Annotated in this window: 8 protein-coding genes and 1 pseudogene; 5 read left to right on the top strand and 4 right to left on the bottom strand. The window is 39.3% G+C overall.

Annotation, left to right across the window (positions count from 1 at the left end; translation table 11 throughout):
- Window positions 1–116 precede the first annotated feature (116 nt).
- Entirely contained in the window at window positions 117–437 is a 321-nt protein-coding gene (locus FTT72_RS10760) for a type II toxin-antitoxin system RelE/ParE family toxin (RefSeq protein WP_067765721.1), read from the top strand.
- On the top strand, window positions 430–702 hold the full coding sequence (gene nadS / locus FTT72_RS10765) for a NadS family protein (protein WP_004641921.1): 273 nt from the start codon (window positions 430–432) through the stop codon (window positions 700–702). The genes FTT72_RS10760 and nadS overlap by 8 nt, the downstream gene beginning before the upstream one ends.
- 454 nt (window positions 703–1,156) lie before the next feature.
- On the opposite strand, the gene FTT72_RS10770 is transcribed toward nadS, so the two are convergent.
- The gene (locus tag FTT72_RS10770) at window positions 1,157–1,648 is read right to left on the bottom strand and encodes a pyridoxamine 5'-phosphate oxidase family protein (RefSeq protein WP_039624381.1); all 492 of its coding nucleotides are present in this window, start codon (window positions 1,646–1,648) and stop codon (window positions 1,157–1,159) included.
- Window positions 1,649–1,977: 329 nt separating this feature from the next.
- Window positions 1,978–2,628, bottom strand: coding sequence for an orotate phosphoribosyltransferase (gene pyrE / locus FTT72_RS10775; RefSeq protein WP_180041430.1), 651 nt, complete (start codon window positions 2,626–2,628; stop codon window positions 1,978–1,980).
- Window positions 2,629–2,668: 40 nt separating this feature from the next.
- Here pyrE and FTT72_RS10780 point away from each other — a divergent pair, with 40 nt between their 5' ends.
- Window positions 2,669–3,487: an exodeoxyribonuclease III gene (locus FTT72_RS10780; protein ID WP_180054178.1), complete on the top strand. Its 819-nt coding sequence runs from the start codon at window positions 2,669–2,671 to the stop codon at window positions 3,485–3,487.
- 622 nt (window positions 3,488–4,109) lie between these two features.
- Window positions 4,110–4,457, top strand: coding sequence for a Spx/MgsR family RNA polymerase-binding regulatory protein (locus tag FTT72_RS10785; RefSeq protein WP_180178342.1), 348 nt, complete (start codon window positions 4,110–4,112; stop codon window positions 4,455–4,457).
- 104 nt (window positions 4,458–4,561) lie between these two features.
- Here the strand turns inward: FTT72_RS10785 and FTT72_RS10790 are convergent, their stop codons facing one another.
- Entirely contained in the window at window positions 4,562–4,999 is a 438-nt protein-coding gene (locus tag FTT72_RS10790; protein WP_078193227.1) for a DUF2147 domain-containing protein, read from the bottom strand.
- A 155-nt stretch (window positions 5,000–5,154) separates the two neighbouring features.
- On the opposite strand from FTT72_RS10790, the gene FTT72_RS10795 reads away from it, so the two are divergent.
- A complete protein-coding gene (locus FTT72_RS10795; RefSeq protein WP_180022332.1) occupies window positions 5,155–6,066 on the top strand; it encodes an alpha/beta hydrolase in 912 nt (303 codons plus the stop codon).
- A 100-nt stretch (window positions 6,067–6,166) separates the two neighbouring features.
- On the opposite strand, the pseudogene FTT72_RS10800 reads toward FTT72_RS10795, so the two are convergent.
- A pseudogene (locus FTT72_RS10800) lies at window positions 6,167–6,415 on the bottom strand (NAD(P)H-dependent oxidoreductase); the annotation flags it as partial.
- Window positions 6,416–6,614 lie beyond the last annotated feature (199 nt).

The raw sequence follows: 6,614 nt of genomic DNA on the forward strand, positions 1-6,614 counted from the left end.
AAATTGAAGCTAATCACGTAAGATAATTTCGGTTATGAGAAATGAGAGCTACCTTTTCTCGTTTTTTTATTCTAAAACTGCTAAAATTCTTATACGCCATTGACGTACTTGAGCTCATGTTATTCATTGAAACCAGTGTTTTTACCAAGCAAATTAAAGAGCTTGTAAGTGATGAAGAGTATCGTCAGCTCCAGCAAGATCTTTTGGTACAACCTGATAAAGGTGACTTAATCAAGAATGGTGGTGGAATTCGTAAAGTACGCTGTACTCAAGGCAATAAAGGTAAAAGCGGCGGCATCCGGGTGATCTATTATTGGGTCACAGAAGATGATCAGATATTTTTCCTGGTGGCTTATCCAAAGTCTGTGAAAGATAATCTGACAGACAAAGAAACATCGATCCTGCGTCAATTAGTAAAGGAGCAATTTCATGGATAACAACTTATTTGATGACCTGGTTGCTTCAATCAAAGAAGCTGGTGCCATCAAACGTAATGAGATAAAGGCCAGTCGAGTCACAGAGCTTGAATTGCCAGATATTAAAGAAGTACGTGAGAAAACTGGATTAACGCAAGCAGAGTTTGCTGCACGTTTGCATATTAGCGCGAGAACGCTACAGAACTGGGAACAAGGCCGACGCTATCCGACTGGTCCTGCAGCGACTTTAATTCGCATTCTGGATGCCCATCCAACTTTGATCTAAATATTTTAGATAATAAAAAACCCCAGCATCCTGCCGGGGTTTCTCATATTGGGTTGCTAGGTATGACTCCTGTCTTACCTCACGCTCCTGGTGCGATCTTTCTTATTCTTGTTGTTTGGAACATCCTGTTCTCTATGACTTCATCATAGGAAAATTCACCTATCCTGGATAGCCGCAAAGGGCCGAGTTTTATGTGAGCCAAAGCGTACAAAATAGCCTAAATTTTATCCCCAGCAATTGGGGATAGTTTTGGAACCTGGATCCGTATGAAATGGGCACTGATTGCTAAATTGATCATTTTTTTAGCCAATTTTCTTGGCAAAAACTATCAAAATCGATCATAAAAAAGCCGACTTGTTTCAAAGTCGGCTTTTTGGGCATTTTTGGATTTTTCTATTTTTATTAAGTAGTTGATATTTATATTAATATACAAGTGTACTTCGTATAATCGCCATTATGTTAAATGATCCATCATATTAGGATATTTTATCCATCTATAGTTATTAACCTTAAACTCTCTAACATGAGTAAAATCAGACCAAATTAATTTACTGCCTTTCGTCCACTTTAAAGATTGAATACGCAGATTTACTTTTAATTTTTCTTGTTCTGTTGCAGGTCTTAAATCCCCAAGCTCACCATAGAGTCTTACACCAGGATGAGAGTTAAATTGCCCTTTAATGAATGACGATAACCAAAAAACTTTGCTTGAGTTCACAGCACAGATACAAACATTTTTATTTTGTTTTAGATTTTCTGCTAATTGATGAGAAAATGAATCAAACAGAAAACCTGTTCCATCATCATTCAAGAAAACTGTTCCTATTGGAGTAATGTTAGGTATTCCCTCGATAGATACGCTAGCAATATTTACATGCATATTTGCTTTTTGCGCTTTAATAAAAACATCTTTAATTATTTTCCAGTTATTCAAATCAATTTTCATTTTTATAAGTCCTTATTCCAATTCCATTTATTTGTAACTTACATCTGTTTTTAGTTCATTGACTAGAAGAACTAATTTTATATTTTTATAGATATTCTAAAATTAACATAATACACGTTATACGAAATTCTTTAAATTTTCTATAAGTATCAATACTTTAACTAAAGCCGTTTCAGTAAATAGCGCACTGAGACGGCTTTTTATTGATTCTTCACGTTTAACGCCTACTTTTTAAGCAATATTTCACGTTTTATGTTAGTTAGATGCAACAATCATCATTTAAAGACGTAAAAAAGGCAGCTTCAGCTGCCTTTTGAAATCCCGAAAAATTAGATGCCGTATTTAACACGGTACGCTTCCATTTTCGCCAAGGCTTCAGTTTCGCCTTTTGCATCTAAGAAAGTCATTAAATCTTTCATAGTGATTAAAGCATGTACAGGAATTTCGAGTTCTTTTTGCACTTCTTGAATCGCAGACAAATCGCCCTGACCTTTTTCTTGACGGTCTAGCGCCACCAATACGCCCGCAATTTGTGCACCGGCATTTTTCAGAATAGTTACTACTTCACGAATCGCTGTACCCGCAGTGATCACATCATCAATGATCCAGACTTTTTTACCTTCAACAGACGCACCAACCAATACACCGCCTTCGCCATGGTCTTTCGCTTCTTTACGGTTAAAGCCCCAAGGTACGCTCACACCATGGTTTTGTGACAGTGCGACAGCCGTAGCTGCTACAAATGGAATACCTTTATAAGCTGGGCCAAAGACCACTTCCACATTATCGCATTGTGTTAATTTAGCTGCATAGCCAGAAGCCAATAATGATAAGGCTTCACCATCGTTCAGTAGACCTGCATTAAAAAAATAAGGACTCACACGACCCGATTTTAAAGTAAACTCACCAAATTTAAGCACACCACGTGATAATGCGAGTTCGATAAAAGCTTGTGGATTAAATGCCGCTTGCGCTGTCATGAGGTGCTCCATTTTTTTAAGTTTGAGGTTAAACCTGAGCATGATACCAAAGAGTAGCTATCCAAGTGATCAAAAAATTTTACGTGTCGTTTCAATTAATGTGAATGGTCTGCGTTCCGCTGAAAAAAAAGGTATTTTTGACTGGATGGCAACTTCAGACGCCGATGTCATCTGCATGCAAGAAAGCCGCATTACCCATGAACAATGGACCGATAAATTTAAACCCGAAGGTTGGTTTACACACCTTTTCCCTGCAGAACGCCCAGGCTATGCCGGTACTGCGATTTATAGCCGCCTACCCTTTGTATCAGTGAAAGATGGCTTAGGCTTTGAATTAGCCGATAGCCAAGGCCGCTTTATTTCTGCTGAGTTCGATTTAGGACTTGGACAAACTGCACATATTTGCTCGCTCTACCTGCCTTCTGGTTCATCGGGTGAAGAAGCTCAGGCACGTAAAGATTTATTTTTAAACGAATACAAACAAATTTTGAAGCAATGGCGTGCTGAAAATAAGTCAGTGATTGTTTGCGGTGACTACAACATCGTGCATAAACGTATTGATATTAAAAATTGGTCTGGGAACCAAAAGGCTTCAGGCTGCTTACCACATGAACGTGCATGGCTCGATCATATTTATGATGAGCTTGGCTATGTCGACACCTTCCGTGAGGTACGTAAAGAAGCCGAGCTTTACTCTTGGTGGTCTAACCGCGGACAAGCCCGTGCCAAAAATGTGGGTTGGCGTATCGACTACCATGCATGTTCACCTGACTGGAAAGAACGTACCGTGAATGCTTGGGTATTCAAAGATGAGTGGTTTAGCGACCATGCCCCAGTGATTATTGACTATAAAATTTAAGCTTTCAGCAATTAATTGAGTGAACGATTGTTTACTCAATTAGAGGTTATTTCTCACATTACATGACGAATTTGTGGATTTATCTCACAACTCGAACGTAGCATTATGGTCGCACGGCAAAGGGACATGTCAGGATGACACAAAAGGATTGGACGCCGAAGGAAGTATAAAAACAAACTAAATGATTTAGCTTGTTTTCAAGGATGTGACAATGGACGTTGGACTGAGACCCGCATGATCAGGATGATTAAATGCGGGTTTTCTCTTTTCTAGCCCTCGCATCTCTAGACTCCCCCAAATAAAACAGCTAAAAATTCGATCTGCACAGCAAATTCTTATTCTCGCTTTATTTCTACTTCTGACCGTGCAACCTTAGGCTGAATTTTCTTGTTATCGCAGCGCTTTCTTTTCTGATTCGTTTTGTTCTGTAGGCTATTCTAAAACACCAAAATGTCGTTTTGATGACAATGCCTAATATTTACAGCATGCGACTTGTACAGCAAAACATTTATTTCTTAATCCACATCACGATCGTGCTTTGAGCATTGATGAATTAGCCTGTAGGATAATGCTGAATTGTATTTTTTATCTTATTGTTTTGAATAATTGAGGACACCTGTTCATGCTTAAAATTTATGGCATCAAAAACTGTAATACCATGAAAAAAGCTTTCGACTTGCTCAACGAATTAGGCCTGACCTACGAATTTCATGACTATAAAAAACAAGCGATTGATGCTAAAACCGTAAAAAAATGGCTTAATGCCAAAGGCGCTGATGTGATTCTCAACAAAAAAGGCACCACATGGAAAAAACTCAGTGAAGAAGAGCAACAGACAGCCTTAGCCAGTGAAGAAAATTTGATTCAGTGTTTAACAGCGCATAGCAGCATGATTAAACGTCCTGTACTCGATACAGGTAGCGATTTATTGGTTGGCTTTGATGAAAGCGCTTACCGTGCATTGAAATAAATTTTTTTATCACACTCATGCACGGCTCTAGTTCAATTGTGGCTGAAAATAGGCTATAAAAAAGCCTGACATTGTCAGGCTTTTTTTGTTTGAATCATGTCAAATTAGTTGGCACGAATCCATGTTTGATTACGACCTAAAGCAGCAACGCCAATAAAGCCGCGAAGCTCTAGTTTTTTGCCACCATCAGCCAATTGACCTTTTAACTTGTAAGTTTTACCTGATTGAGGATCCAAAATTGAACCGTCTTCATAGCTTGTACCACCTACATTTTTAAGACCGGTCACAATACGTAAGCCTTTTAATGATTTGTTGTGATATGGGCCTTCACATTTTTTACAAGCGTTTTCTTCACCTGGTGTCAAAACTGACTGAATGCTCGCAGAAAGCGTACCATTTTTTTGTTCAGTGAATTTTACAATCGCTTTTGGCTGCTTGGTTTTATCATCAATGGTTTTCCAAGTTGTACCATTTAGCGGGTCTGCAGCATTTGCAAATGCGGCTAAACTCATCAATCCTAATGCTAGTGCAATTTTTTTCATTTTTGTTTATTTCCCTGGTCTGATATAGACGACATTAGTATCCAAAAGTCACAACAATTTATCAATTTTTGTATGTGACCGTTTAGTGTAACCTTGTAATTTGTGTTGGTAAATATGCTCACACGATTCCAAAAATAGAAAAAGATGGAAAGACAATGAAGATATCGCCACTGACGAAACAACTGATTACAGAAAGCATTTTAAAAACCACAATTCGTGGGCCGAGCCAATTCAATTTACCGCCCAATACTTTAAGGTTTGCTTTGGAACAAATGTGTCGTGCATTTCCCCAAAACCCCGATGTACAAATTCGTCCTATTCGCTTAGCCGGCTTAAAAGCCGAAGAAATCAAACCTCAACAGGCATCGACCCAACTCATTTTTCATATTCATGGGGGCGCATTTTTCTTGGGTTCGATGAACACGCATCGGGCGTTTCTGACTCAAGTTGCGGCACGCACGCAAATGCAAGTGTTACATTTGGATTATCCTTTATCCCCTGAAGCACAGTTCCCTGAAGCACTCGATGCCCTTTTTGATGTGTATGCGGTGTTATTAGATCAAGGGGTTCAAGCCAAAGATATTATTTTGTCAGGCGACTCTTGTGGTGCAAACTTGGCGCTTGCCTTAGCCCTTAAAATTCAACAGGAACAACTTCCACAAGTCAGTGGTTTGGTGTTGATGTCACCGTTTTTAGACTTGACGCTGAGCAGTGAGTCTTTGCGTTATAACCGTAAGCATGATGCGCTGTTAAGCATAGAAGCCCTCGAAACAGGCATTGATTATTATGTACCACGCTCGGTCGATCGAGCTGATCCATTGGTCTCGCCTTTTTTTGCCGAGCTCAAAGAACTACCTCCGATTCATATTCAAGTGGGTTCTAAAGAAATTTTATTGGATGATGCGCAGCGCTTTAAAGTCAAAGCAGAAGAAGCCGGCCTAGATGTCGAATTTATGCTGTACACTGGCATGTGGCATAACTTCCAAATGTTTAGCTCTTGGTTTGAAGAAGGACAACGTGCGCTGAGTGATTTAGCTGATTTTGCACACCGACTGGATCAGGACTAATCCGTGAAAACCAATTCCTGAAAACTGATCCCTGAAACTAATCAAAGTCACCATAAAAAAAGGTCAGCAGATGCTGACCTAAGAGGGAAATGTCATTCTGTTAAATGGCTTGAATTTGAGCCTGAGCTGTCGCCATTGCTTGTGCTTTCATGTCAGGTCCCATATTGACACCTTCGGCACGAATCACATCAATATCGCTAACACCTGTAAAATTAAATACGGCTTTTAATAAACCTTCTTGATAATCTACAGGGCTGTTATCGCCATACACACCGCCACGACTGCTGGCAATGTAGACTTTTTTGTCACCTGCCAAGCCCACGGGACCTTGTTCTGTATATTTAAAAGTAAGAGATGGATCCGGAAATTTGAACAACTCCTATAAGTGATACTCTGCTGCTCAAATGATGTTATAAACATTAATATATGGAGTATTTTATGGCACGTAGACCAAGAAGAAATCATTCAAACGACTTTAAGGCTAAGGTAGCACTTGCTGCGATCAAAGCAGAAAAAACACTTGCTGAATTGAGTTCTGAGTTTGATGT

Source organism: Acinetobacter sp. YH01005 (assembly GCF_013420465.1).
GTDB lineage: Bacteria > Pseudomonadota > Gammaproteobacteria > Pseudomonadales > Moraxellaceae > Acinetobacter > Acinetobacter amyesii.

Excerpts from the sequence above, each read along its gene's own strand:
- FTT72_RS10760 (WP_067765721.1), top strand. The coding sequence starts at position 117 with ATGTTATTCATTGAAACCAGTGTTTTTACCAAGCAAATTAAAGAGCTT.
- nadS (WP_004641921.1), top strand. The coding sequence starts at position 430 with ATGGATAACAACTTATTTGATGACCTGGTTGCTTCAATCAAAGAAGCT.
- FTT72_RS10770 (WP_039624381.1), bottom strand. The coding sequence starts at position 1,648 with ATGAAAATTGATTTGAATAACTGGAAAATAATTAAAGATGTTTTTATT.
- pyrE (WP_180041430.1), bottom strand. The coding sequence starts at position 2,628 with ATGACAGCGCAAGCGGCATTTAATCCACAAGCTTTTATCGAACTCGCA.
- FTT72_RS10780 (WP_180054178.1), top strand. The coding sequence starts at position 2,669 with ATGATACCAAAGAGTAGCTATCCAAGTGATCAAAAAATTTTACGTGTC.
- FTT72_RS10785 (WP_180178342.1), top strand. The coding sequence starts at position 4,110 with ATGCTTAAAATTTATGGCATCAAAAACTGTAATACCATGAAAAAAGCT.
- FTT72_RS10790 (WP_078193227.1), bottom strand. The coding sequence starts at position 4,999 with ATGAAAAAAATTGCACTAGCATTAGGATTGATGAGTTTAGCCGCATTT.
- FTT72_RS10795 (WP_180022332.1), top strand. The coding sequence starts at position 5,155 with ATGAAGATATCGCCACTGACGAAACAACTGATTACAGAAAGCATTTTA.